Origin of the sequence: Cytobacillus sp. FSL R5-0377 (genome assembly GCF_038004385.1) — a bacterium.
Lineage (GTDB): Bacteria > Bacillota > Bacilli > Bacillales > Cytobacillaceae > Cytobacillus.
In genome coordinates, this window is sequence record NZ_JBBORA010000001.1 from 171,636 (window position 1) to 194,943 (window position 23,308).

Consider the following 23,308-nt stretch of genomic DNA (forward strand, 5'->3'; position numbering starts at 1 on the left):
GGTGAAGGTATGGAAAGAAAAGGGTGTATCAAGTGCGGAAGCAGTGACGCCGGCCAAAAAGAAGTTGCCATGACTGGTACTGGACTTTCCAAAATGTTTGATGTTCAGCATAACCGATTTCTGGTCGTTTACTGTAAAAACTGCGGGTATTCAGAATTTTATAATAAAAACTCTTCCACTGCCGGAAATGTTCTGGACTTTTTCTTCGGAGGCTAAATATATTTATCAAGCATTGCCCTCATACGGCAATGTTTTTTTTTAAAGCAAAAAATTTTGTTAACCGAAAGAAATGTGAGAAAATTATCCAGTACCCAATTTTATAAAAGAGGTGAAAGAATGGAAAATTTACAATCTGCTGCATCATTACATAACGGTGTCAAAATGCCTTGGCTGGGACTGGGTGTTTTTAAGGTTGAGAACGGAGACGAAGTTGTCCAGTCAGTTAAATCAGCTATTAAAGCAGGATATAAAAGCATTGATACGGCAGCGGTCTATCAGAATGAAGAGGGCGTAGGCCAGGCAATTAAGGAAGCTGGCGTACCTCGGGAAGAGCTTTTTATTACCACGAAGGTCTGGAATTCTGACCAGGGCTATGATTCCACAATCAATGCATTTGAAACCAGCCTTGAAAAGCTGGGTCTTAAGTATATCGACCTTTACCTGATTCACTGGCCTGTGAAAGGGAAATATAAAGAAACATGGAAAGCCCTTGAAACTCTATATAAAGAGAAGAGAGTAAAGGCAATTGGTGTGAGCAACTTCCATATTCATCATCTGGAAGATCTATTGAAGGATGCTGAGATAAAGCCAATGGTCAATCAGGTAGAGCTTCACCCTTTACTCAGTCAGTCTGAGCTTAGGGACTTCTGCAGGAATCATGACATTCAGATAGAAGCATGGTCACCGCTCGCACAGGGAGAGCTTCTTGAAAATGCAGCATTGAAGGAAATTGGCCAAAAGTACGGCAAATCAGTTGCACAGGTAATCTTAAGATGGGATCTGCAGAATGAAATTGTGACAATCCCCAAATCTGTAAAAGAACATCGCATCATTGAAAATGCTGATGTATTTGACTTTGAGCTTTCTTCAGAGGATATGGACAAAATCAGCAGCTTAAATGAAAATAGACGAATAGGTCCGGACCCCGACAACTTCAATTTTTAAATACGAGAAACCGGCAGGCACACAAGCCTGCCGGTTTCCTTTTATTCTTCAAAATACTCTCGAAAGTCTTCTGAATCGTTTTCGGTTTTATTCTTGTAGTAGGGATTATCTTCAGTTGAATTATCCGGGTCAAGATTGGTCTTTATTACCAGTGTCGGCCCAGAAGTATGTTTTGCAATCATTCGATCATCCAGTTCTTTAAAATCCGGCAGTTTTTGGCTTCCTGGTTTTAGTGGATCCATGGCTGCACCTCCTGATTCATAGCGTGCAATGAGCAGGCATCATTTATTCACTATCCCCTATAGTTCCTCAAAATGTTTGTACAGGCGAAAAAAAGGATATTAAGGAAGAAAACATTCTTTCGTACATAAATCCACACTGCTTTTCAATGGAGGAACACACAATGAGCATTTTTGAGAATATTTTGGACATCCTGGAGAAAAAGGGGGCTATATCAATCCCTTCTTTGCTGGATGAAATGAACAGGCAAAATAATTATCAGAGAGCCAGCACGAAACCTGTTGAATTATCACATGTAAAATCAGTGATCAGCAGGAAAAGAGAGCTCTTTCATATTAAAAATAATATAGTTACGATTGACCCTGATAAAGATCCAATTCTTTTAAGTGTAAGTATCGGGGGCTATCCAGGGCCATGGTACAAGATTGAAGTGGATTTCATTAACGGCCGTTTTGTTTACTTTGAATGGCATTTAAGTTCGTTCTCATCAAGAAATGAGCTGCCGGCAGTGTCAGGGAGCATTGAAGAATTTAAGAAAGAATTATATCGGCTGAAAATTTGGAAGTGGCAGGAGGAATACAAAAATCCGGGAATAATTTTGGATAGTGTGACATGGTCCGTAAAGCTGGTTACAAAGGAAAATATCTTTGAGAGTCAGGGGATTCAGGCTTTTCCTAATGGATGGGAAAAGTTTTGCATAGCACTTACGAAATTAACGGGAAAAGATATCTGCTAAAAGCTGCTGCTGGGAAACTGGCCGCAGCTTTTTAGTCTTCTGTTATCATCTTAAGGATAAAACTTTCATCTTCTTCATCAATATAAAGGCAATATTCTTCCTCCTCTGTTATTTCCAGCAGCTGCTGAAGCTCTTTTGGGATATGGATGGAGCCGTTGTCAGAAATAAGTCTTTTATTGTGGGTTGAATCCAAATTGGCTTTTTCAATAATAATTTGGTCATGATCGAAGCGTAATTCCGCCAGTTTTCCCGGCAAAAGCCCAAATTGGCTGCGCCACTTGCTGGGGAGCAGAACTTTGCCGGTTTTATTGAAGTTTTTACACTTGTACATGGTTAGCATGCAGATCAGCTCCTTCTATGCTTGTTAATCTATTACACATATCGGAACTTTCAAAACACGATTTTCAGCCAATTTCTAAAAAAGTTCATTAGACAAGGCAGAAAGGATGAATAAATTCCCTCTAAATACAAAACCTTTAAAAAAAGGTGGGGTAAGATGAAAAAGAAGCTGTTTTTGGTGCTTATTATTATCCTTTCCTGGCTGACTGTTCCATTTATAGGCAAGAAGGATTTTAAACGATTTTATCCGGCAGCAACCTTTATGGGGTTATATGTATTGATAGAAGGAATTATTGCTGAAAAGAACAAATGGTGGACAATTAAAACTCGTTTGCACTCAAAGCTCAGCGGTGAATTTCCATTGGTTTTAGGACCATTTTTTGCAGGGTCCATCTGGATTTTAAAACTGACTTATGGAAGGCCATTGATGTATATTCTTTTGAATGCTGTGGTTGATGCTTTTTTTGCCTATTTTATACTTGGTTCAAAAAGATGGGGATTTGGAAGCTTCTCCGTTTTTCACAGCTGCAGCTATTTATGCTGTTCATTATTAAGTCAATATTAATGTATGTTTTTCATTTGGCATTTTTGGATAAAAAGGTGTTATCTGCGTCAGCTGAAGCCATTAAAAACTCATTCAGTAAATCCACCTACAATGAAAGCGAGGAGTGAAGTAATGGAAAAAAGAAAAGACGTTTCCTGTACGGATGATAAAGATATTCTCCACCATCTTATGGAAGAGCAAATTGCTTATATTTGTGTAGAAGAAGAGGAAGAACGAATGAAGGAAGAAACTATGAATAACATCAATAGCGATTAGAAGCTTTCCGAAAAGAGGTTTAAGATGAAGAAATTAATGATCAGTCTTATGGTATTAATGCTTGTAACAGAATACATTCCCATACGGGCATTGACCGGAGAAGCCTATGCAGAGAGACCGGAACCAGCATATGCAAAATGGGGCAGACTGGCTATGGAGACAGCGAAAGAGAAATACCCAAGGGCTAAAATCCTTGATTATTTGCATATTGGCAGAGAAAAGAGGCAGACGACAGAGATCGAAAAGTTCAAGCTGTGGATAGAGGATGGCGGCAAAGAGTTCGGTTTGTATATTGATATTGAATTTGATTCAAAAACAGAAAGAGTTATCAGGATTAATACTCGAAAATCGGCCAATTAAACCTGCCCTCAGAATATAACCAGGGACTTCTTCAATGAGAAGTCCCTGGTTTTTTAATTCTCAAATTCAAATTTTGAATAACAATCAATGGAGAAGTCTGCATAAGGGTTCGGATTGCGGAACGCACAGGTTTTTATGCCGATTTGTCTGGCAGGAATTAAATCTGTATCCTGGTCGCCAATGGCCAAATCAATATGATAACGCCGGTGAAGATATTCATAAGATTCCGGATGCGGCTTTAAGGAAAAACCATCATACTCCGGACAGATCACTTTTTCAAAATAGGCTGTGAGATTCCAATACTCCAACAGCTCCTCTGTGGAATGACGGTTTCGATGGGTAACGAGCACGTTTACGTTATTTCGTTCTAATATACCTCTTACATATGGGAATAATGGCTTCTCATTATGCTTAATAGCTGCTTCCAATTTACGAAAATCTTTAATTTTTTCAGGAGGAACATCAAATCTTTGATAAGCTGTCCCGTTTTTAAGGGGCAAGAGAACTTCCTCGGGTTTGAGTTCTTTGCCGGAAATGCCGATAAAAGCCTGAACCAAAGTAGGCCAAGTATCCAGAATCGTGCCATCTAAATCCCAAAGAACATTCATAAAAATCAACCTCCTTGCTATGTATACATTGTAAAGTCTGAGAAAGGGCAAAGGCAAATACCCGGCAATTTTTTGCCGGGTATCCCATTATCTCAATACATTAAAATATCTGGCTTCCGGATGGGCAAATACCATCGCAGATACCGAGGCTTCAGGCTCCATCATACATTCTTCAGTAAGCTGAACACCTATATCCTCAGGGCTAATAAGCTTAAACAGCTTTTTTTGGTCCTCAAGCTCAGGACATGCAGGATAGCCATACGAAAAGCGCTGCCCCTGGTATTTCGCTGCAAAACGGTCTTTCATCGTCATTTCAACCGGATCTGGGAAACCCCAGCGATCACGGATCTGGCGATGGATCAGCTCAGCAAGACCTTCGGCCGTCTCTAAAGCCAGGGACTGCAGGGCATGGCTTTCCAGGAATCGGCCTTCAGCTTTTAATCGATCTGCTATATTGCGGATCCCTTTCCCGGCTGTCACAGTAAAGAACGATACATAATCCATTTGACCGCTCTCTTTTGATTTAAGGAAATCTGCCAGACATAAGAATGGCTCTGTTTCCTGGCGCGGAAACTCAAATGTTTCGATGACCGTTTTTTCATCCTCTGCATAAATAAGAACCTTATCGCCATCAGACTGGGCAGGGAAGAACTGATAAACGGCTTTTGGCTCTATCCAGTTGTTTTCTTTAGCTTCAGCAATCAATTCATCAACCATTGTGTTAATTTTAATGGCTTTTTCATCTTTTTGAGCAAGCAGCTTTTGCAGGTTTCCTTTTAAGCCAAGGTGATGGCCAATCAGCATTTGCTTATTAATATAGGGCTCGATATGCGAAAGGGAGTATGCTTTCAGCAGATGCCGCTTTAAATCCTTTGGAACAAAAACCGGCACCTTTGTGCTGACAGTTGGTTTAGGCCTTACTGCAACTGCAACCGATCCCCGGTCAAAAGGTACTGCATTCAGCAGGGCTGCCTGTTTTTCAGCCTGCTCGCTTCGCAGTTTCTCCGCCTCTTCGGGCTCCTGAAGCTGATTGGCTAATGAGAGCCCGTTCATGGCATCCTTTGCATACAGGACAAGCCCATCGTATTCCTTGGAGATTTTTGTATCTGTGAATTTTCTTGAGAGTGCAGCCCCCCCAACTAAAATCGGAATATCAATTCCAGCCTGCTTCATGTCATGTGCCGTAATGACCATCTGCTGAGCAGATTTAACAAGCAAACCTGAAAGGCCGACCATATCCGGATTCTCGCGCCTGATGTTTTCAATAAGTTCAGCAGGAGTTACCTTAATTCCCAGGTCTATCACTTCATAACCATTATTGCTGAGAATGATATCAACTAAGTTTTTACCGATATCATGGACATCTCCTTTAACGGTTGCAAGGATGATTTTACCCTTTGACGAAGATTGTGCAGCATCTTTTTCCATATGCGGCTCCAGATAAGCAACAGAAGCTTTCATTACCTCTGCACTTTGAAGAACCTCTGCAACAATCAGCTGGTTATCATTGAACAATCTTCCTACTTCCTTCATGCCATTCATTAAAGGCCCATTAATGATATCCAGAGGAGCAGGGTATGCTTCCAGTGCCAAATCAAGGTCAGGCAGGAGCCCTTCTTTAGTTCCTTCGAGAATATAATAGGCGAGTCGTTCCTCCAATGTCATATCCGGCAGAACACTCTTGCTTTCTTTTTTCTTATCACGATAAAAATCAGTAAAGACAGCAAGTGATTCATCCGTAGTCTCAAAAAGAAGTTTTTCGGCCATTAAAACCTCTTCCTTGGAAATGGAAGCAAATCGTTCAAGCTTTTCCGTATTCACTATCGCATAATCCAGTCCCGCCTGGGTGCAGTGATATAGAAATACCGAATTCAATATCTCTCTGCCGACAGGAGGGAGGCCGAATGATACATTACTGATACCCAGAATGGTTTGTACCTCCGGAAGAGCCTCTTTAATAAGTCTGATTCCATCTACCGTTGCCTTAGCAGACCCGATGTATTGTTCATCTCCTGTGCCGACAGGGAAGACGAGAGGGTCAAAAATTAGATCCTGGGGCGGGATATGATATTTATTTACAAGCAGATCATAGGAACGCTTTGCAATTTCGAGTTTGCGTTCCGCCGAAACACCCATTCCTTCTTCATCAATTGTTCCTACCACTACAGCCGCACCATAGCGTTGGATAAGCGGTGCGATTGCCTCGAATCTTTCCTCGCCATCCTCGAGGTTAATCGAATTTATGATGGCTTTTCCCTGTGAATAGGTGAGTGCCTTCTCGATAACTGCCTCGTCAGTTGAATCAATGACAAGAGGGACTTTAATTTTCTTTACTAATTCCTTGATAAAGTTTTCAACATCCTGCATTTCATCACGATCAGGATCTGCCAGGCAAATATCAATAACATGGGCTCCGCCTTTAACCTGGGCTCGGCCTATCTCAGCCGCTTCCTCGAACTTTCCTTCAGCAATCAGCCTTTTAAACTTGCGTGAGCCAATAACATTTGTACGCTCTCCGACCATAATGGGCCTTAAGGTCGGGTCGTCATAAATCAGAGGTTCGATTCCGGACACTTTATGAAGGGAATTGCCCTCATAATTACGTGGTTTATAATTTTTTACCGACTCAGCAATTGACTGAATATGTTCCGGGGTGGTACCGCAGCAGCCGCCGACAATATTCAGCCAGCCTTCCTTGGCAAACCCCTCAAGCTTGCTCGCCAATGATTCGGGTGTTTCATGGTACTGTCCTTCTTCATCAGGCAATCCGGCATTTGGATAGCAGCTGACAGCTGTAGAAGCCAATCCTGACAAGGAACGAATATGGTCCTGCATGAACTCGGGTCCTGTCGCACAGTTGAGTCCAACTGCCAGCGGCTGCATATGTTCAAGCGAAATATAAAAGGCTTCAATCGATTGGCCTGCAAGGGTTGTGCCCATCGGTTCAATCGTTCCGGAAACGATCAGAGGAAGTTTAATTCCTGTCTTTTCTGATGCCTTTTCGATGCCGATAAATCCAGCTTTTACATTCAGCATATCCTGGCTGGTTTCCAGGAGGAGAAGGTCTGCACCGCCTTCGATTAATCCTCTGGCCTGCTCCTCGTAAGCTGCTATCATGTCTTCAAATGTAGAACCGCCTGTTACACTCAGCGTTTTCGTCGTAGGTCCCATGGCGCCAGCAACATATCTCGGCCATTCAGGAGTTGACATGCGGTCTGTGGCTTCTCTGGCAATTTCTACAGCAATTTTATTCAATTCATATGCTTTTTCTTCCAGATCATAATCTGCGAGAACAATGCTGGTTGCACCGAAAGTATTGGTTTCAATAATGTCTGCACCAGCTTTTAAATATTCTAGATGAATATGTTCAATCACAGAGGGTGCCGTTACGTTTAAATACTCGTTGCAGCCTTCATATTCCTCGCCGCCGAAATCATCTGCCGAAAGATTGGCTCTCTGAAGCATGGTGCCCATTGCTCCGTCCATAATCAGGATTTTCTTTTTTAACTGCTCCTGCAGTGATGGTTTACGCATGTTGTTTCCTCCTTGAAAGCCGTTCGGTTGTCTCACGGGCATAGTTTGATAGCTCGACAGTCATTTCATAGCGCATAAATGGAGTGATAAGGTAAATGCCATTAAACAGCTCTGCCGCAGCATCGATAAGCGACTTGGCAATGGCAATGCCTTCAGCGCCGGCTTTTGCAGGATCATCCTTTAAAGAGGCCATTCTGTTTCTAATACTGTCTGAGATCTTGATTCCCGGAACTTCATTATGAAGAAACTCCGCATTACGGCTGCCGGTAAGAGGCATTAAGCCTATATAAACAGGTGCTTTTAAATCTTTCACAGCTTCATGAACCTCAAGCAGCTTCTCTTCAGAAAAAACAGGCTGTGAAATGAAATAATCTGCACCGTGTTCAATTTTCTTTTCCAGCCTTCCAACAGCTTTTTCCAATGAACGGACATTGGGGTTAAATGCACCCGCAACAGAAAAGGCTGCTTTCTGGCCTAAGTCTTTCCCTGAAAAAGATAATCCTTCATTTAACTGCTTGATCATATTAATCAATTCAAATGAAGATACATCATACACGGAAGAGGCTCCCGGAAAATCACCGACACGGGCCGGGTCTCCTGTTACAGCAAGAATATCATTTAAACCAAGGGCATGCAGTCCCATTAAATGGGATTGAAGCCCGATAATGTTTCGATCTCTGCAGGTTACATGCACAAGAGGGCGCAATCCTGTCTGCTGTTTGACAAGATAGCCAAGTGCAGAGTTGCATACCCTTGGGGAAGCAAGAGAATTATCCGCAAGAGTAATAGAATCAATACCAGCTTCCTTCAATGCTTTGGCACCTTCAAAAAAGCGGGCAGTATCAAGCTTCCTTGGCGGATCGAGCTCAACAATCACCGATGGCCTTTCTCTGACAATATCCTGAAGGGGAGGGAGCTCTCTTGATGATTCCGTTTTTTCTGAAACGATAACCTTATTAACTGCTTTGATCTCTTTTTCCTCGATTGGCGGAAGTCCTTTTAGAACATCAGCAAATGCCTTGATATGATCAGGTGTTGTTCCGCAGCAGCCCCCAAGCAGGCGGACGCCCTGATTCCGAAATTCAATTGCAGACTGCCGGAAATATTCTGCATCACCTTCATAATGGAATTTGCCGTCCGTATAAGCAGGAATACTGGCATTTGGATATGCAGACAGATAGGCATGCTTTGGCAAAGGTACACTTTCGAGTGTTTTCAGCATATGATGGGGACCAAGCCGGCAATTGATTCCCACTACATCCGCGCCAATGCCGTCGAGCCTTGCCAGCGCATCAGAAATGGAAGTCTGGTTCTGCAGGACACCTGCTTCCTGAAGAGAAACCTGTGCGATAATCGGCAAATCGGTTTCTTTTCTGGCAATAGCCAGAACCGTCTCAAGTTCTTCAAGATCATAATACGTTTCCAGCAAGATGCTGTCCACACCTTCCAGCAGCAGACAATAAAGCTGCTCACGGAAGCTTCTTTTTATTTCCTCCAGTGTGATCATGTTTGGCTTAAACCCTCTTATCCCGCCAATTGTACCTGCAACATACGCGCGGCCACCGGCAGCTTTTTTGGCGATCCGGGCAGCAGCACCGTTTATTTCTTTCACAGAGTCTTCAAGGCCATATCGCTGCAGTTTAAGATAATTGGCCGCATACGTATTGGTTTGGATCAAATCAGCCCCCGCGCCTATGTACGCTTCATGGATATGCTGAATTTGTTCTGATTGAGAAAGATTCAATTCTTCAAAACAGCTGTCTGTGCCATAGGAGTAGAGGAGAGTTCCCATCGCGCCATCTGCTATGATGATTTCATTCTTTAATTTATCCAGGAAACTCATCATATCACCCCCGCTGTAAAATCGATTGTTTTGATTGTTCTGCAGCAGATAACGCTGCCTTGAAATCTTCTATAATATCATCTGCGCTCTCCAGTCCAACAGACAGACGGAGAAGACTGTCTGTAATTCCGCGCTGTTCTCTTTCAGGTGCAGGCATGGCTGCATGCGACATTTTGGCAGGGTAGGAGAGGATGGATTCAACTGCTCCCAGACTTACTGCAAAAACAGGAATTTTTGCATTTCCCACAAATGCTCTCATTGCCTGTTCATCTTCAAGTTCAAATGAAAGAACAGCACCTGCATTCACAGCCTGTTTTTTCTGGATTTCATAGCCGGGATGCTCGGCAAAGCCCGGGTAATGAACTTTCTTTACTTCCGGATGATCATGAAGGAAACGGGCAATTTTCTTAGCTGATTTCACAGACTGGTCAAGCCTTACCTGGAGCGTTTTAATGCCTCTTAAGACAAGCCAGGCATCCTGAACACCCAGAACAGCTCCAAAGGAATTCTGGAGGAAGGAAAGTCTTGCTCCTAATTCCGGGTCTTTCACAACCGCCAGGCCTGCCACGACGTCGCTATGTCCGGATAAAAATTTGGTAGCGCTGTGAAGCACGATATCTGCACCTAAAGAGAGCGGTTTTTGCAGGGCAGGGGTCAGAAAGGTATTATCCACAAATGTCAGGGCTCCATGCTGCTTGGCAAGTTGGCTGATGGCCTGTATATCAGTTACTTTCAGCAGGGGATTGGAAGGAGTCTCAACATAGAAAACCTTTGTGTTGGGACGGATGGCTTCCTTCACTTCCTCCAGGTTTGTCATATCAACAAATGTGTGCTCAATGCCAAAACGGGACAGGACTTCGGTAGTCATGCGATAGGTCCCGCCATATACGTCTTCTGTTATGACAACATGATCTCCCTGTGATAAGAGGAGAAAAGCCGTAGAAATGGCAGCCATTCCTGAAGAGAAGGCAAATCCTCTGACTCCTTCTTCAAGCTCCGCAATGACCTCTTCAAGAGCTTCCCTTGTTGGATTCAGACTGCGGCTGTAATCATATTTTCCAAATACATCAATATCTTTTTGATGAAAGGTGGAGGCATGCTGGATCGGTACACTGACAGCTCCTGTTTCCGGATCGAATTTATGATTATTGTGAAGCAATTTCGTTTGGAATGTATAGTTTGAGCTCATCGCACTGCCTCCTTTACAACCTTTGCAAAAGCATGTTCTAGATCTGCCTTCAAATCTTCTGCATTTTCGATTCCAACCGAGAAACGCAGAAGCCTGTTACAGACACCTGTTTCCTTGCGGATTTCTTCAGGGATGTCCGCATGCGTCTGTGTTGCGGGATAGGTGATAAAACTCTCGACTCCGCCAAGGCTTTCAGCAAAGGAGATAAGGGAGAGGCTCTGCAGAAAAGGATTCACCCAGGATTCATCCTGTACCCGGAACGAAATCATGCCGCCTTTGCCTGGATATAGAACATCCGTAACGGATTCATGTCCTGATAAGAAAGCCGCCAGTTCCCTGGCATTTTTCTCATGCCGTTCCATGCGAAGAGAAAGTGTCTTCATGCCTCTGATTAAAAGCCATGAATCAAATGGGCTAAGGACTGCACCAGCAGCGTTATGGTTCATAGCAAGCTCCTCACATAGCTGCTTGCCTTTTGCGACAATTAACCCAGCAAGGACATCATTATGGCCGCCAAGGTATTTTGTAGCACTATGGATGACAATATCAGCTCCAAGCTTTAGCGGCTGCTGAAGAAGGGGGGTATAAAATGTGTTATCCACGATCAGGAGAACATTATGCCGTTTTGCGATGTCAGCTATCAGCCCAATATCTGTCTCTTCCATCAAGGGATTAGTTGGGGTTTCCAGAAATATAGCTTTTGTTTTTTCAGTGATAAGCTCTTCAACAACTTCAGGATTGCTGGTATTCACATATTTGCTTTCCAGTCCCCACTTTTTGAAGCCCTGTTCAAGCAAGCGGTAGGTACCACCGTATAGATCTTTGGATACAATCCATTCATCACCTGATTGAAAGAGTGAGAGAATAGTAAGTATAGCCGCCATTCCTGAACTGCAGGCATATCCTTGATCGCCTTTTTCCAAATCGGCGATTGCCTGTTCAAGCAGCTGGCGGGTCGGATTGCCTGTTCGGCTATAGTCGAAGCCAGTAGACTGGCCAATGCCTTCATGGCGGTAAGCGGTGGAAAAGTAAACAGGCGGATTGACTGCACCTGTTGCGGATTCGCTTCTGTTTCCAATTTGCGCTAATTTGGTGTCAATATTATACATGCTCATAAACACTCCTTCGTCATAATAAAAAAAAGCCTTCTATAAGAAGAAGACTTTTTAATGTGAACAGCCATTCTTCTTATCTTTCAAGTTTTTGAAAACTTGCAGGAATTAGCACCTTTTCAATCAAAAAAATGATTGAAGGTTGCTGAGGCGTCGTCGGGCCTTACCCTCGACCTCTCTGGATAAGAAATCAATTATTAAATTTTCTCTAAACTTTACTACAGTAAACCGTTAACAGTCAATACTTTTTTGAATATTTCATGTTATAAAAAATATTCAGCAAGAGTCCAGGGGGGTAAGCAAAGTCCTGGACTAAAAAAACTTTCCTTAACAGATCGGAAAGTTTTTTTAGGCTATTCATTCTTCAATTAAATCGTTAACCGGCACATCCATTTCTTTTTCAGAATCTGCTTTAGTGTAAATGCGTGCTGTCTTAGTCTGCTCATCTACATGCTGAATGATGATCGGAACTCCATTTAAAGTAACATTGTGCATTTCAGCAGACTCAGCAATCTCTTTGGCTCTGCCAATGTTCATGGAAAAACCTCCTGAATTTGAATAACTTTAATGTGTCTAAAAAAGATACAAATTATTCTTTTTATCTGGCATAAACTGTTATAGGTAGATCGCTTTAAAGTTCAGAATATTTGTTTTATAATGGAACAAATGACATTTTTCTTGGAGGGAAGCTAATATGCGCGAACATAGCCACTGCCGCCACCGGTTTGCCGAATCCGAAGGTCCTGCAGTTTTCCAGACCCTGGATGGCATTGAAGTAAATGTTTCTGGTTCAATGTTTGAAAAATGTACAACTTGCGGCCATTTTGATTTTCCTGTGGAAACGAGAGAAGCAATTGAATCTTCCCTAAAAGAAAACAGAAAAAAAGCAAATGCAGCAAAACAAATTTACATTAACTTAGTTGAGACTTTTTAAGCCGGACGCCATGTCGGCTTTTTTATTTTGGCTTCAGTTAGTAATTGGTATTGAATGGCACTTGACCCTATAAAAAGCATTGGATATCTTAGCGGGATGTCTTATAAGCTTATTCAATGTTCTGCAGGAAAAGAGGGAGCAGAAGACTCTGAAAGCAAAGCTTAAGGAGCTAAGATTCTTCCCACTTAAAGCAGATGGTTGCTTTTTAAATCAGCGTGGACTATTTTAAGGAAAGGCTGTTTTCTTAAAGTTTGTTGCTTTTGCATAACTTAGTATAATTTGCTGAGTTGATCTTCGCTGTGGGCACTTGATCCTCGAAAATGCTGACGCATTTCCTTCGTGCGTTGTTGATTCGAAGAAGCTTGTTCAATGTCCTGCGGGAGGAGAGGGAAGTGTGAGACCCCGGAGGCGCAGCCGAGGAGGCTCACATTCCTCCCCGCGGAAAGCAAGTGACTGGAGTGGAAATCAACGGGCAGAATTCATAAACAAAAAACAACAATTTTTGAAAAAAGAGCCTAAACAAATAAATGAACTCCAAAAATCAAAAAGCCACCCGGTTATTTCATATTTATAAAGGTGTAACCTTTTACAAATTATTTTTTTAGAATAAGTAATTGCTAAAAAAATTTTTTAATAGTTTTCCACTATATTCATGTTTTTATCTTTGTACAAGTAGATTTTCCGTGTTAGAATAACTATGGAAACGTTTTATCCTCTGAAAAATATTATTATTCGTAAAAATGAATTGTTAATGCGTTCAAATGATGGGTATTGTATTTTTAGGAAGAAAAAACGTATTAAATTATTTACTTACAAAACAGTTATGGAGGTAATTTTCCATGAAAAAGCCAACGAATGGTGAGGGACCTTTTGAACAGGGATTTCATGGCCCGAACCTTGGCTACGTTATTGAGCTTTATGAAAGATATTTAGAGGATCCGTCGTCGATTGATCCTGAAATGAAAGAGTACTTTGAAAAAAACGGTTCCCCTCTTATGAGCGAAGAAACCGCACCACTGGCTTCATCAGCAAATCAGCAAATGAATGCCGGACAGATTGAAAAAACACTAGCTGCTATTCGCCTGGCTGATAATATTCGTACATATGGCCACTTGGCTGCCGATATTTATCCGCTGGGAAACAATAAATCAGAAACTGCTTTATTTGAATTAAGCAAATATGGCTTAACTGAAAATGACTTAAAAGAGATCCCTGCTGGTGTCATAACTAAAGATGCCACATATCCTTTACGCAACGGACTTGAAGCAATCGAATTCCTGAAGAGCGCTTATATGGGACCCATTGCTTTTGAATTCCAGCATATATTTGATGAAAACGAAAAAGACTGGCTTCGCCGCAAAATAGGCGCCAACAGCCACAAGCTGTCTATGCCAAAAGCGGAAAAGCTAAAAGTATTAAAAAGACTGACAGAAGTGGAGGAATTTGAAAAGTTTCTTCATAAAACTTTTGTCGGTCAGAAAAGATTCTCCATTGAGGGCCTTGATACAATGGTTCCGCTGCTGGATGAAATTGTTTCTGAATCCGTTTCTGACGGTGCGAAAACAATTAACATCGGCATGGCTCACCGAGGCAGGCTGAATGTTCTTGCCCATGTGCTTGGAAAGCCTTATGAAATGATTTTTGCGGAATTCCAGCATGCGCCAAATAAGGAACTGGTTCCTTCTGAAGGATCCATTGGAATCAATTACGGCTGGACAGGTGACGTTAAATACCATCTGGGTCTTGATAAACAAATCAAAGATGAGAATACAACCATAGCCAGACTGACATTAGCTAACAATCCAAGCCACCTTGAATTTGTAGGCTCCCTTGTTGAAGGATATACAAGAGCTTCACAGGACAACAGAACAAAGGCCGGTTACCCGGAGGTAGATCCAAAAGCTGCTCTATCCATTATTATTCATGGAGACGCAGCATTCCCAGGGCAGGGTATTGTAGCTGAAACACTTAATCTCGGACAGCTGACCGGGTATAACACAGGCGGTTCGATTCACATCATTGCCAATAATACAATCGGCTTCACTACAGAATCTCATGATTCACGCTCTACCAGATATGCAAGTGATCTGGCCAAGGGATATGAAATGCCAATTATGCATGTAAATGCTGACGAACCAGAAGCAGTCGTTGCAGCGGCAAGAATTGCCTGCGAGTATCGTGCTAAATTCCAGAAAGATATCCTGATCGATTTAATCGGATACCGCCGTTTTGGACACAACGAGATGGACGAGCCAATGACGACGAATCCGCTTATGTATAATATTGTACGCAAGAGACCAACCGTGAAAGCGCTGTATGCTGATAAGCTTCTAAATGAGAAGATCATCAGCAAAGAGGAAGCTGAAAGCGTTCAAAACGAAGTTCTGGAAAGAATGAAGGCTGCCTATGAAAAAGTGCCAAAAGAAAAGAAGCAGGCTGAGTTAACCGATCCTCCTGAAACTGTCGAAAAAGGCCTGCCAAAAATTAATACAGCAGTGCCAATTGATAAACTAAAGCAAATTAATGAAGAATTGTTAAAATGGCCGGAGGATTTCAAGGTATTTGATAAACTCGGCAAAATTCTGAAGCGCAGACTGGAAGCGCTTGAAGGGGACGGCAAGATTGACTGGGGCCTTGCAGAGACGCTGGCATTTGCAACCATTTTATCTGACGGTACACCTGTCAGACTGACTGGCCAGGATTCTGAGAGAGGAACATTTGCTCAAAGAAATGTTGTTCTGCATGATCATACAACCGGTAAAGCGTATTCACCTTTGCATAAACTTTCAACTGCTAAGGCTTCATTCGCTGTCCATAATAGTCCCTTATCTGAAGCGGCTGTTGTAGGCTTTGAATATGGATATAATGTTTTTGCTCCTGAAACGCTTGTTTTATGGGAAGCTCAATATGGTGACTTTGCCAATGCAGCGCAGGTAATGTTTGACCAGTTTATTGCTGCCGGCCGTGCCAAATGGGGACAGAAATCAGGTCTTGTCATGCTCCTTCCGCACGGATATGAAGGACAGGGACCTGAACACTCAAGTGCGCGTCTGGAACGATTCCTGACTCTTGCAGCTGAAAATAACTGGACTGTTGCTAATCTTTCTTCATCAGCTCAGTACTTCCATATTCTAAGAAGACAGGCTGCCATACTTGGCAAAGAGGAAGTTCGTCCGTTAGTGATCATGTCACCGAAGAGCCTGCTGCGCAATCCGACTGTGGCATCAAATGGACTGGAATTGAGCGAAGGAGAATTCCGATCCGTAATTGAACAGCCTGGATTAGGCCAAAATCATGAAAAAGTGAAACGCATAATTCTTGGAACAGGCAAGATCACAATTGATCTAGCTGAAAATCTGAAAAACTACCCGGAGCAGGACTGGTTCCATATTTTACGTGTAGAAGAAATCTATCCGTTCCCTATGGATCAGATTAAAGAAATTTTAACCCGTTATCCGAATGTGGAAGAAATGGTTTGGGTACAGGAAGAACCTAAGAATATGGGTGCATGGAATTTCATTGAACCTAGACTGAAAGAAATTGCAGGCAGTGATATCGAGGTCAGCTACATCGGCAGAAGACGCCGATCCAGCCCGGCAGAGGGTGACCCGACTGTTCATAAGAAAGAACAAGCACGCATAATTGATGAAACATTATCGAAGCTTAACGGGCAGATAGCTTCCCAAATTAATACTCAAACAATTGAATCGAAATAGAATTAGCGGGAATCAGCATCCCGTATGGGCCCGATTGGTGAGATAAAGTAAGACTTGCCAATGCCGAGCAGCAGCTTAGTTGAGCCAATCGGGTTTTTAGCTTTGATTAATCGAAGCGCTGGCAGAGATCTAGCGACACGAGAACGCGATGACAAACTGCGGGAAAAACCCCCGCTGATTGACTTTCACTTTGACATGCAAGCAAGAAGGAGGAAATTAAGGTGGCAGAAATCAAAGTTCCAGAATTGGCAGAATCCATTACAGAAGGTACGGTGGCACAATGGCTGAAACAGCCTGGCGACACAGTTACTAAAGGTGACTATGTTGTCGAACTTGAAACGGATAAAGTAAATGTTGAAATTATTTCTGAACACAGCGGAGTTTTACAGGAAATTAAAGCCCAGGAAGGCGACACAGTGAATGTTGGTGAAACCATCGCTGTCGTTAACGAAAGCGGACAAGCTGCACCTGCACCGGAAAAAGCGGAAGAAAAGCCTGAAGCGCCAAAGGCCGAAGAACCGAAGGCAGAGGAGCAGCCAGCAGAGCCAGCTGCTGAAGAAAAAACAGGTGGACAGCGTCCAATCGCCTCACCTGCAGCACGCAAGTTGGCAAGAGAAAAGGGCATTGACCTGAGCCAGGTTCCGACAGCAGATCCACTGGGCCGTATCAGAACTCAGGATGTAGAATCCTTCAATCCAAATCAGGCAAAACAGCAGGCTCCAGCACCAAAACCGGCAGCAGCATCCAAACCTGCTGAACAGTCTTCAGGCGGAAAAGAAGTGGAACGTATCAAAATGTCCCGCAGACGCCAGACTATCGCAAATCGCCTGGTAGAAGTTCAGCAAACGGCAGCCATGCTGACAACATTCAATGAAGTGGACATGACTAATGTTATGAACCTTCGCAAGAAGCGGAAAGATAAATTCTTTGAAGAAAATGATGTTAAGCTTGGCTTCATGTCATTTTTCACAAAAGCAGTCGTTGCAGCGCTTAAGAAAAATCCTTACTTAAATGCTGAAATTCAAGGCAATGAGATCGTACTGAAAAAATTCTATGACATTGGAATTGCCGTTTCAGCTCCTGAAGGTCTTGTCGTTCCGGTTGTCCGTGACGCAGACCGCAAGAACTTTGCTGAAATCGAAAAAGATATCATGGACCTTGCTGTTAAGGCAAGAGACAATAAGCTTGCCCTTTCAGATCTTCAGGGAGGAAGCTTTACCATCACAAATGGCGGTGTATTTGGCTCCATGATGTCAACGCCTATTCTGAATGGGCCTCAGGTTGGTATTCTTGGAATGCATTCCATCCAGCTGCGTCCGGTTGCAATCGATGCTGAAAGAATGGAAAACCGTCCAATGATGTATATCGCATTATCATATGACCACCGTATTGTTGATGGAAAAGAAGCAGTTACATTCCTGAAACGTGTTAAGGAACTGATTGAAGATCCGGAAAGCCTTCTATTCGAAGCATAAAATATTAAACCAGAGCGGAGTCACGCTCTGGTTTTTTTGTACAGATATCAATATGTAGGGTGAAGCAGCATTAATATCAGCCGGCTAACTGCAGCGGACCAGTTTGTGGAAGACTTCGCTTTTTACTATGGAAAATTATTTGCATTAAGGAAACAAAGTACAGGTTATGAATAGTATATTAAAAAGCGGGTGATAAACTTGACAAGAAGGCAGATGAAAATACTGCAGTATAGTACGGTGCTGAAAAAATTAGGGGTGTTGAGTGAACAAGACTATGAAAATATAAAGAAAGCAAATAAACTTTCAGCATACATCCGAAGATAATAAAAAAAGCGGGAATAGCTCCCGCTCTACATATACACTAAGTATTTGGCAAACTAATATGGAATTTGAGATTTACTCTTTAAACGGTCTTAAACCCCGTTTTTGAATCTCCGTTTTTAATATCCTAATCCATTCCTTTTCAGACCCCGATTTCAATGCATCACGATACGAGACGACCAGCTGTTCATTACTCATAATTTTCATTATGCATACCTCCTGGTTAAATGGATTGAATATTCTATTTTTTATTATTGTAAAGCTTAATTAAGATTTTGTGAACCCCTTGTAAAGAAAAGATTTATTACATTCTGATGACATTTTTCTGCAAATTCTTTTCTTAACTGCTGAGAGTAGACTGTGTTTTCCCATAGAGGTAAAATTTATTATAACTTTGAACAAAGGGAGAAACTGCATATGAATCTGACGCTTGATCATATTGTGCATTTTATAAAGGGTGAGCCGGCTGCTGCTGCTGAAAAATGGAGGGATTATGGATATATGGCAATCCCCGGGGGAAGCCATGAAAACTGGGGGACTTATAATAGTCTTTTGTACATTGGTCATTCATACCTTGAGTTTTTATCAATTGAAAAGAATGATATTGCCTCAAGAACGGATAATCCGCTTATTAAACAGCTATTTGAAGAAATCCCGAATGGAGAAGGGATCGGCCAAATTTGTTTTCGAACCAATAATATTGAAAAGCTTCAGGCTGAATTAACGGAAAAGGGCATTGAGACGCTTCCAATCTTTGATGGAAGCAGAAAGAGAGGGGACGGAAGCATCCTTTCTTGGAAAATGCTCTTCATTAAGAAAAATCACGATTATAAATACCCTTTCTTCATTGACTGGGGCATGGAAGATGATAAACGATTTGAAGAACTGAGACAACTCGGTCTCATTGATGAGAAGCTTGGCAATAAAAAAATATCAGCCGTTTATATCGCTTCACATGACTGTGAAAAATCTGCATCAGGATGGCAGGACATCCTTCCTGCTTCCAAAGCTGATGTTTACATTAGCAGTGACGGAAAAGAAAAAAGAGCCTCCATTCTTATTGGTTCAGTAAATATGATATTTTGCCAGCCATTATCCGGGGTCGGAAGGACAAGCGAGGTCCTTTTAAAAAGGGGTGAAAAGCCCTTTGCTGTTCAATTAGCTCCAGGCCTTGGCAAGGAAATATCGCTATATAATGGGCTTTATTTTTAATACTGAGAGCGAAGTCTCTGCTTTAACCTGCTGCTCCTTAATGAAGGGCAGTTTTTTTGATTTCAGGTTATAAAAAATTATAAAATCTAACTATATGAAAATATTGAATATTCAGCAATATATGATAACATAAAATGAAAGCGTTTTATATCAGCATCTTAGAGGAATCTTTTGCAGAATGATTTTATCATATACCAAGGAGGATTTCTGGATGACGGAATTATTGAATCTAACAGTAGGGAAGCTCCTGGAGGAGAAAGCAGCCCTTCACCCTGATCATGAAGCAGTTGTTTATGCCGATCGCGGGCTCCGCATGAGTTATAAAGAATTTAATGACTATTGCAGACTCGCTGCCAAAGGGTTTATGAAGCTGGGCCTTGAAAAAGGGGAGCATATTGCCGCATGGTCAACAAACACGCCAGAATGGCTCACATGCCAGTTTTCAACAGGCAAAATGGGGGCTGTCCTTGTAACTGTAAATACAAATTATCAAGCTGCTGAACTGGAATATCTGTTGAAGCAATCCGACAGTACGACGATTGTTTTGATGGAAAAATTCAGAGACACCTCTTACATAGAAATGCTGTACAGTATCGTACCGGAACTGAAGGATTCCGAGCCTGGGCAGCTGAAAAGCAAAAGACTTCCTTTCTTAAAAAATGTTATTGTCATGGGGGAAAAACGCTTTCCGGGAACCTACAGCTGGGAAGATATTATCCGGATGGGTGAATCAGTTTCAGACATAGAACTTGATGAGCGGCTGGAAAGCCTGGACCCTGACGATGCCATAAATATGCAATATACATCAGGAACGACAGGATTCCCAAAAGGGGTAATGCTGACCCACAATAACATAGTTAACAATGGATATAATATCGCAAATTGTATGCGATTAACTACAGATGACCGCCTATGCATTCCTGTTCCATTCTTCCATTGCTTCGGCTGTGTGCTGGGAACGATGGCATGCATATCTGTTGGCGCCACCATTTTACCAGTGCAGGAATTCAGTCCTAAAGCTGTTCTGCAGACGGTCCAGGATGAAAAATGTACAGGCCTTCATGGAGTGCCGACAATGTTTATCGCAGAATTGAATGATCCTGATTTCAGCAAATATGATCTGTCCACTCTGCGGACGGGCATCATGGCCGGCTCCAATTGTCCTATTGAGGTTATGAAAGGTGTTATTGAAAAGATGGGAGCAAGTGAAATAACCATTGCCTATGGACAAACAGAGTCATCACCAGTCATTACCCAGACTCGGACAGATGATCCTATTGAGCTGAGAGTAGAGTCAGTCGGCAGGGCTTTGCCAAATGTGGAAGTGAAAATTGTAGCACCGGGCACCAATAACGAGGTTCCTTTTGGCGTACAGGGGGAATTGTGTACGAGGGGATACCATGTCATGAAGGGGTATTATAAAAATCCGGATGCTACCAAAGAAGCCATTGATGAGGATGGCTGGCTCCATACTGGGGATCTTGCTGTAATGGATGAAAACGGGTACTGTAAAATCACAGGCAGATTAAAAGATATGATCATCCGCGGCGGAGAAAATATCTATCCGCGTGAAATAGAAGAATTCCTTTATACACATCCGCAGATTTTGGATGTTCAGGTGGTTGGGGTACCAGATGCTGTGTATGGGGAAGAAGTGGTCGCCTGGGTAATCGCTAAAGAAGGATCTGACTTAACAGCAGAGGAACTTCGCAATTATTGCAAAGGGAAAATCTCTCGCCATAAAATCCCACGCTATATAGAATTTACAAAAGAATATCCAATGACAGCTTCAGGCAAAATCCAGAAGTTCAGATTGCGTGAACAAGCTAAAGAAGTTATTGAGAATGCTAATACATTAAAATAATAGCTGTATGTAACCTGCGGGGAATCCTCCCGCAGGTTTTTTGATTTCCATCTTCTTTCATTCAAAAGGCTCAAAATATCTCCTCCTCATAGCCAATGTGATAAAGCTTAAGGGAAACTAAAATGATATTAAAGATAGTCGAAAAGGAGAGAGAGTATATGTATGATGAAATGTATGTAACGGAAGTTTTATTAAAGGATAAACAGAGGGGATTGGATTCAATAACGCCACATCCTAAAAGCTCAAAAACTAAACCAATTTGCTGCAGGCTTCCGGTAATTAAAAAATTGGATGCCTGCCAATGCCAAGGATGACGGAGATGTTCTCCGTCTTTTTTTCGGCTTGTTCGCAGAGTTTGTTGCTTTCTGAGTTGATGTTCATTATCCAGGATGGAGGTGAGAACACGCCAGACACACAGCGCCAATGAGACTTACCGCCCCGCCCAGTACGCTTAGCAGCCTGGATGGAAATCAACGGGCAATATTGATAGACTAAAAAAAAATACGAAATAATACTTTTGGAAAGAATCTTCAGAAAAATGTTATTATAATAGAAAAAAGCTGTTTTCGTAATGTTTGATGCTATTTGTATTATATCTACAGAGCTGATTGGAGCGGAAGGTGCGAGATCCTCGAAAATGCATGCGCATTTTCTTCGTGCGGTGTGTACTCAAGGAAGCTTAATCAATGTCCTGCGGGAGTAGCGGGACAGGTGAGAACCCGCAGACGCGCAGCGTCGAGGAGGCTCGGGCGCCCGCTCCGCGGAAAGCTTGAGCCTCCCTTCGCTGCAATCAATAGACAACATTGATAAGTGAAAAAAAACATTTTTATACGGAAGCCTAGAAAAAAAAAGAGAATTTAGGGGGAATATGTGCAAATGAATTCACAAAAATTGTTTGTTTATGGAACCTTAAGAATGCATGAATCAAATCACTTTGTACTAAAAGGAAGTCCCTGCATTGCCGAGCAAGCATGGGTATACGGTGAATTATTTGATACTGGACTTGGCTATCCCTCCATGAAGCCATCTCTGGAACAAAAAGTGTATGGGGAGCTTTATGAAGTCCATTTGGATCATTTTTCCGATCTGGATGAATTGGAGGATTATATTCCTGGCAGAAAAGACAATTTGTACGATCGGGCAGAACAGACTGTCCATACGGATAAAGGAGAAGTAAATGCCCTTGTCTATATTTCGTCACGGGATGACCTGCTGGCTGAACCAATTCTTCACGGAGATTGGAAGCTTTACCGCCTAATGAAGGATAAACCGGAGAAGACCTATTATTTTGCTTATGGGTCCTGCATGGATGATGAACGGTTTTGCCTGGCAAAGGTAGATCACCATTTCAAAACGATTATCGGCGGTGGTGTGCTGGAAGGTTATTCAATGCAATACCTGTTCTCCAGGGATGATGGAGGAAGGGCAGACATTATAGAAAATGGCGGAGTCACGGAAGGGGTATTATATGAACTTCCCTATGAAGCTGTTGAATACCTGTTCCAAAGGGAAGGCTTTTACGGGCAATGGTACCGTCCTGCCTTTGTAAATGTCCGGGCAGGGGATAAATGGTACAAAGATGTCCTGACTTTCCATGTCTATAATAAAAAAGGGGAGCTGCCACCCCCAGACCATTACGCTCTTGAAATTCTCCGCGGCGCAAGAGGCAGAGTAAGTGATGAATATTACAAAAAGCTAGAACTGCAGCTGGAAAAACTGGGAGTTAAGATTTCGTTGGATGCATAATAGTGTAAGACTTAAGGATGAGCACAAGTTCATCCTTTTTTCTGTATGGCAGGGTTTTCATATTTAATACAATAAAGTCAGATTAAATATGAATG

At 42.3% G+C, this 23,308-nt stretch carries 22 protein-coding genes and 1 riboswitch; of the genes, 13 read left to right on the plus strand and 9 right to left on the minus strand.

Features of this window, described 5'->3' with window-relative positions:
* Window positions 1-9: 9 nt before the first annotated feature.
* Both NSQ49_RS00880 and NSQ49_RS00885 read left to right on the plus strand, forming a co-directional pair.
* Window positions 10-216, plus strand: coding sequence for a zinc ribbon domain-containing protein (locus NSQ49_RS00880; protein ID WP_159868263.1), 207 nt, complete (start codon window positions 10-12; stop codon window positions 214-216).
* Between the two features lie 120 nt (window positions 217-336).
* Window positions 337-1,164, plus strand: coding sequence for an aldo/keto reductase (locus NSQ49_RS00885; protein ID WP_159868266.1), 828 nt, complete (start codon window positions 337-339; stop codon window positions 1,162-1,164).
* Window positions 1,165-1,205: 41 nt separating this feature from the next.
* Here NSQ49_RS00885 and NSQ49_RS00890 read toward each other — a convergent pair whose 3' ends face one another.
* Window positions 1,206-1,406, minus strand: a complete 201-nt coding sequence (locus NSQ49_RS00890; RefSeq protein WP_159868269.1) for a hypothetical protein — start codon at window positions 1,404-1,406, stop codon at window positions 1,206-1,208.
* A gap of 161 nt (window positions 1,407-1,567) precedes the next feature.
* On the opposite strand from NSQ49_RS00890, the gene NSQ49_RS00895 reads away from it, so the two are divergent.
* Window positions 1,568-2,140: a hypothetical protein gene (locus NSQ49_RS00895; protein ID WP_159868272.1), complete on the plus strand. Its 573-nt coding sequence runs from the start codon at window positions 1,568-1,570 to the stop codon at window positions 2,138-2,140.
* Window positions 2,141-2,171: 31 nt separating this feature from the next.
* Here the strand turns inward: NSQ49_RS00895 and NSQ49_RS00900 are convergent, their stop codons facing one another.
* Entirely contained in the window at window positions 2,172-2,480 is a 309-nt protein-coding gene (locus tag NSQ49_RS00900; protein ID WP_159868275.1) for a hypothetical protein, read from the minus strand.
* A 156-nt stretch (window positions 2,481-2,636) separates the two neighbouring features.
* On the opposite strand from NSQ49_RS00900, the gene NSQ49_RS00905 reads away from it, so the two are divergent.
* The 3 genes from NSQ49_RS00905 (at window position 2,637) to NSQ49_RS00915 (ending at window position 3,659) form a co-directional block, all read left to right on the plus strand.
* Entirely contained in the window at window positions 2,637-3,044 is a 408-nt protein-coding gene (locus NSQ49_RS00905) for a hypothetical protein (RefSeq protein ID WP_251283028.1), read from the plus strand.
* Between the two features lie 111 nt (window positions 3,045-3,155).
* Complete coding sequence (locus tag NSQ49_RS00910) at window positions 3,156-3,299, plus strand: hypothetical protein (RefSeq protein ID WP_201306580.1); 144 nt, start codon at window positions 3,156-3,158, stop codon at window positions 3,297-3,299.
* A 24-nt stretch (window positions 3,300-3,323) separates the two neighbouring features.
* Window positions 3,324-3,659, plus strand: a complete 336-nt coding sequence (locus NSQ49_RS00915) for a DUF3889 domain-containing protein (protein WP_159868281.1) — start codon at window positions 3,324-3,326, stop codon at window positions 3,657-3,659.
* Window positions 3,660-3,712: 53 nt separating this feature from the next.
* Here NSQ49_RS00915 and NSQ49_RS00920 read toward each other — a convergent pair whose 3' ends face one another.
* From NSQ49_RS00920 to NSQ49_RS00945, 6 genes are all read right to left on the minus strand, one after another.
* Window positions 3,713-4,267 (minus strand): HAD hydrolase-like protein, encoded by a 555-nt coding sequence (locus tag NSQ49_RS00920; protein ID WP_251283030.1) that lies wholly within the window; start codon window positions 4,265-4,267, stop codon window positions 3,713-3,715.
* An 87-nt stretch (window positions 4,268-4,354) separates the two neighbouring features.
* Window positions 4,355-7,801, minus strand: a complete 3,447-nt coding sequence (gene metH, locus NSQ49_RS00925) for a methionine synthase (RefSeq protein ID WP_251283031.1) — start codon at window positions 7,799-7,801, stop codon at window positions 4,355-4,357.
* Complete coding sequence (locus tag NSQ49_RS00930; protein ID WP_251283049.1) at window positions 7,794-9,644, minus strand: bifunctional homocysteine S-methyltransferase/methylenetetrahydrofolate reductase; 1,851 nt, start codon at window positions 9,642-9,644, stop codon at window positions 7,794-7,796. The genes metH and NSQ49_RS00930 overlap by 8 nt, the downstream gene beginning before the upstream one ends.
* A gap of 4 nt (window positions 9,645-9,648) precedes the next feature.
* Window positions 9,649-10,833 (minus strand): cystathionine beta-lyase, encoded by a 1,185-nt coding sequence (gene metC / locus NSQ49_RS00935; protein WP_251283032.1) that lies wholly within the window; start codon window positions 10,831-10,833, stop codon window positions 9,649-9,651.
* Window positions 10,830-11,942 (minus strand): methionine biosynthesis PLP-dependent protein, encoded by a 1,113-nt coding sequence (locus tag NSQ49_RS00940; RefSeq protein ID WP_251283050.1) that lies wholly within the window; start codon window positions 11,940-11,942, stop codon window positions 10,830-10,832. The genes metC and NSQ49_RS00940 overlap by 4 nt, the downstream gene beginning before the upstream one ends.
* 76 nt (window positions 11,943-12,018) lie before the next feature.
* Window positions 12,019-12,134: riboswitch (SAM riboswitch) on the minus strand.
* Between the two features lie 168 nt (window positions 12,135-12,302).
* A complete protein-coding gene (locus NSQ49_RS00945) occupies window positions 12,303-12,482 on the minus strand; it encodes an H-type small acid-soluble spore protein (RefSeq protein WP_159868296.1) in 180 nt (59 codons plus the stop codon).
* Between the two features lie 157 nt (window positions 12,483-12,639).
* Here NSQ49_RS00945 and NSQ49_RS00950 point away from each other — a divergent pair, with 157 nt between their 5' ends.
* From NSQ49_RS00950 to odhB, 3 genes are all read left to right on the plus strand, one after another.
* The gene (locus tag NSQ49_RS00950; protein ID WP_159868299.1) at window positions 12,640-12,879 is read left to right on the plus strand and encodes a hypothetical protein; all 240 of its coding nucleotides are present in this window, start codon (window positions 12,640-12,642) and stop codon (window positions 12,877-12,879) included.
* Window positions 12,880-13,718: 839 nt separating this feature from the next.
* A complete protein-coding gene (gene sucA, locus NSQ49_RS00955; protein WP_251283033.1) occupies window positions 13,719-16,595 on the plus strand; it encodes a 2-oxoglutarate dehydrogenase E1 component in 2,877 nt (958 codons plus the stop codon).
* Between the two features lie 221 nt (window positions 16,596-16,816).
* Window positions 16,817-18,070 (plus strand): 2-oxoglutarate dehydrogenase complex dihydrolipoyllysine-residue succinyltransferase, encoded by a 1,254-nt coding sequence (gene odhB / locus NSQ49_RS00960; RefSeq protein WP_159868308.1) that lies wholly within the window; start codon window positions 16,817-16,819, stop codon window positions 18,068-18,070.
* A gap of 396 nt (window positions 18,071-18,466) precedes the next feature.
* Here odhB and sda read toward each other — a convergent pair whose 3' ends face one another.
* Window positions 18,467-18,598, minus strand: coding sequence for a sporulation histidine kinase inhibitor Sda (gene sda, locus NSQ49_RS00965; RefSeq protein ID WP_035330849.1), 132 nt, complete (start codon window positions 18,596-18,598; stop codon window positions 18,467-18,469).
* Between the two features lie 210 nt (window positions 18,599-18,808).
* Between sda and NSQ49_RS00970 the strand changes: the two genes are divergently transcribed.
* From NSQ49_RS00970 to NSQ49_RS00985, 4 genes are all read left to right on the plus strand, one after another.
* Window positions 18,809-19,603 (plus strand): VOC family protein, encoded by a 795-nt coding sequence (locus NSQ49_RS00970; protein WP_159868311.1) that lies wholly within the window; start codon window positions 18,809-18,811, stop codon window positions 19,601-19,603.
* A gap of 211 nt (window positions 19,604-19,814) precedes the next feature.
* A complete protein-coding gene (locus NSQ49_RS00975; protein ID WP_159868314.1) occupies window positions 19,815-21,467 on the plus strand; it encodes an AMP-binding protein in 1,653 nt (550 codons plus the stop codon).
* Window positions 21,468-21,589: 122 nt separating this feature from the next.
* The gene (locus NSQ49_RS00980; RefSeq protein WP_251283034.1) at window positions 21,590-21,781 is read left to right on the plus strand and encodes a hypothetical protein; all 192 of its coding nucleotides are present in this window, start codon (window positions 21,590-21,592) and stop codon (window positions 21,779-21,781) included.
* 562 nt (window positions 21,782-22,343) lie between these two features.
* A complete protein-coding gene (locus NSQ49_RS00985; RefSeq protein WP_159868320.1) occupies window positions 22,344-23,213 on the plus strand; it encodes a gamma-glutamylcyclotransferase in 870 nt (289 codons plus the stop codon).
* Window positions 23,214-23,308: the final 95 nt, after the last annotated feature.

Excerpts from the sequence above, each read along its gene's own strand:
- NSQ49_RS00975 (WP_159868314.1), top strand. The coding sequence starts at position 19,815 with ATGACGGAATTATTGAATCTAACAGTAGGGAAGCTCCTGGAGGAGAAA.
- NSQ49_RS00915 (WP_159868281.1), top strand. The coding sequence starts at position 3,324 with ATGAAGAAATTAATGATCAGTCTTATGGTATTAATGCTTGTAACAGAA.
- NSQ49_RS00945 (WP_159868296.1), bottom strand. The coding sequence starts at position 12,482 with ATGAACATTGGCAGAGCCAAAGAGATTGCTGAGTCTGCTGAAATGCAC.
- NSQ49_RS00895 (WP_159868272.1), top strand. The coding sequence starts at position 1,568 with ATGAGCATTTTTGAGAATATTTTGGACATCCTGGAGAAAAAGGGGGCT.
- NSQ49_RS00890 (WP_159868269.1), bottom strand. The coding sequence starts at position 1,406 with ATGGATCCACTAAAACCAGGAAGCCAAAAACTGCCGGATTTTAAAGAA.
- NSQ49_RS00900 (WP_159868275.1), bottom strand. The coding sequence starts at position 2,480 with ATGCTAACCATGTACAAGTGTAAAAACTTCAATAAAACCGGCAAAGTT.
- sda (WP_035330849.1), bottom strand. The coding sequence starts at position 18,598 with ATGAAAATTATGAGTAATGAACAGCTGGTCGTCTCGTATCGTGATGCA.
- NSQ49_RS00880 (WP_159868263.1), top strand. The coding sequence starts at position 10 with ATGGAAAGAAAAGGGTGTATCAAGTGCGGAAGCAGTGACGCCGGCCAA.
- NSQ49_RS00970 (WP_159868311.1), top strand. The coding sequence starts at position 18,809 with ATGAATCTGACGCTTGATCATATTGTGCATTTTATAAAGGGTGAGCCG.
- NSQ49_RS00940 (WP_251283050.1), bottom strand. The coding sequence starts at position 11,942 with ATGTATAATATTGACACCAAATTAGCGCAAATTGGAAACAGAAGCGAA.
- NSQ49_RS00950 (WP_159868299.1), top strand. The coding sequence starts at position 12,640 with ATGCGCGAACATAGCCACTGCCGCCACCGGTTTGCCGAATCCGAAGGT.
- metC (WP_251283032.1), bottom strand. The coding sequence starts at position 10,833 with ATGAGCTCAAACTATACATTCCAAACGAAATTGCTTCACAATAATCAT.
- NSQ49_RS00910 (WP_201306580.1), top strand. The coding sequence starts at position 3,156 with ATGGAAAAAAGAAAAGACGTTTCCTGTACGGATGATAAAGATATTCTC.
- NSQ49_RS00930 (WP_251283049.1), bottom strand. The coding sequence starts at position 9,644 with ATGAGTTTCCTGGATAAATTAAAGAATGAAATCATCATAGCAGATGGC.
- NSQ49_RS00985 (WP_159868320.1), top strand. The coding sequence starts at position 22,344 with ATGAATTCACAAAAATTGTTTGTTTATGGAACCTTAAGAATGCATGAA.
- NSQ49_RS00920 (WP_251283030.1), bottom strand. The coding sequence starts at position 4,267 with ATGAATGTTCTTTGGGATTTAGATGGCACGATTCTGGATACTTGGCCT.
- NSQ49_RS00885 (WP_159868266.1), top strand. The coding sequence starts at position 337 with ATGGAAAATTTACAATCTGCTGCATCATTACATAACGGTGTCAAAATG.
- metH (WP_251283031.1), bottom strand. The coding sequence starts at position 7,801 with ATGCGTAAACCATCACTGCAGGAGCAGTTAAAAAAGAAAATCCTGATT.
- sucA (WP_251283033.1), top strand. The coding sequence starts at position 13,719 with ATGAAAAAGCCAACGAATGGTGAGGGACCTTTTGAACAGGGATTTCAT.
- NSQ49_RS00980 (WP_251283034.1), top strand. The coding sequence starts at position 21,590 with ATGATATTAAAGATAGTCGAAAAGGAGAGAGAGTATATGTATGATGAA.
- NSQ49_RS00905 (WP_251283028.1), top strand. The coding sequence starts at position 2,637 with ATGAAAAAGAAGCTGTTTTTGGTGCTTATTATTATCCTTTCCTGGCTG.